Genomic DNA, 306 nt, shown 5'->3' on the forward strand with positions numbered 1-306 from the left:
GGCCGAGAACGCGCCGCCTGCATTCCCGTCGGACAGCGTGACCGTCGTGGGTGCGCCCGGCCCGTCATTGTCCGGTGTCAGCGTCAGCGTCAGGGCTGTTCCTGCCGTCCCCGTCGAGGCACCGGACAGCGTGTATCCCGTGGCCGGCGTGTAGATGCTGCCAGGAGGGTATGCCCCTTCGGCATCCAGCGCGTAGGCAAAACCGTCAGGTGCGGTCACGCCGGTCAGGCTGCTTAGCAGTTGGGTGGCGATGACCGTCCCAAGTGGAGCAGAGATTACCGCCGCCGGTATAACGGGGGTCTCGCC

1 pseudogene is annotated in these 306 nt (G+C 67.3%); it reads right to left on the reverse strand.

The window, feature by feature from the left end:
* A pseudogene (locus B7449_RS18640) lies at nt 1-306 on the reverse strand (hypothetical protein); the annotation flags it as partial.

Source organism: Komagataeibacter intermedius TF2 (genome assembly GCF_000964425.1).
GTDB lineage: Bacteria > Pseudomonadota > Alphaproteobacteria > Acetobacterales > Acetobacteraceae > Komagataeibacter > Komagataeibacter intermedius.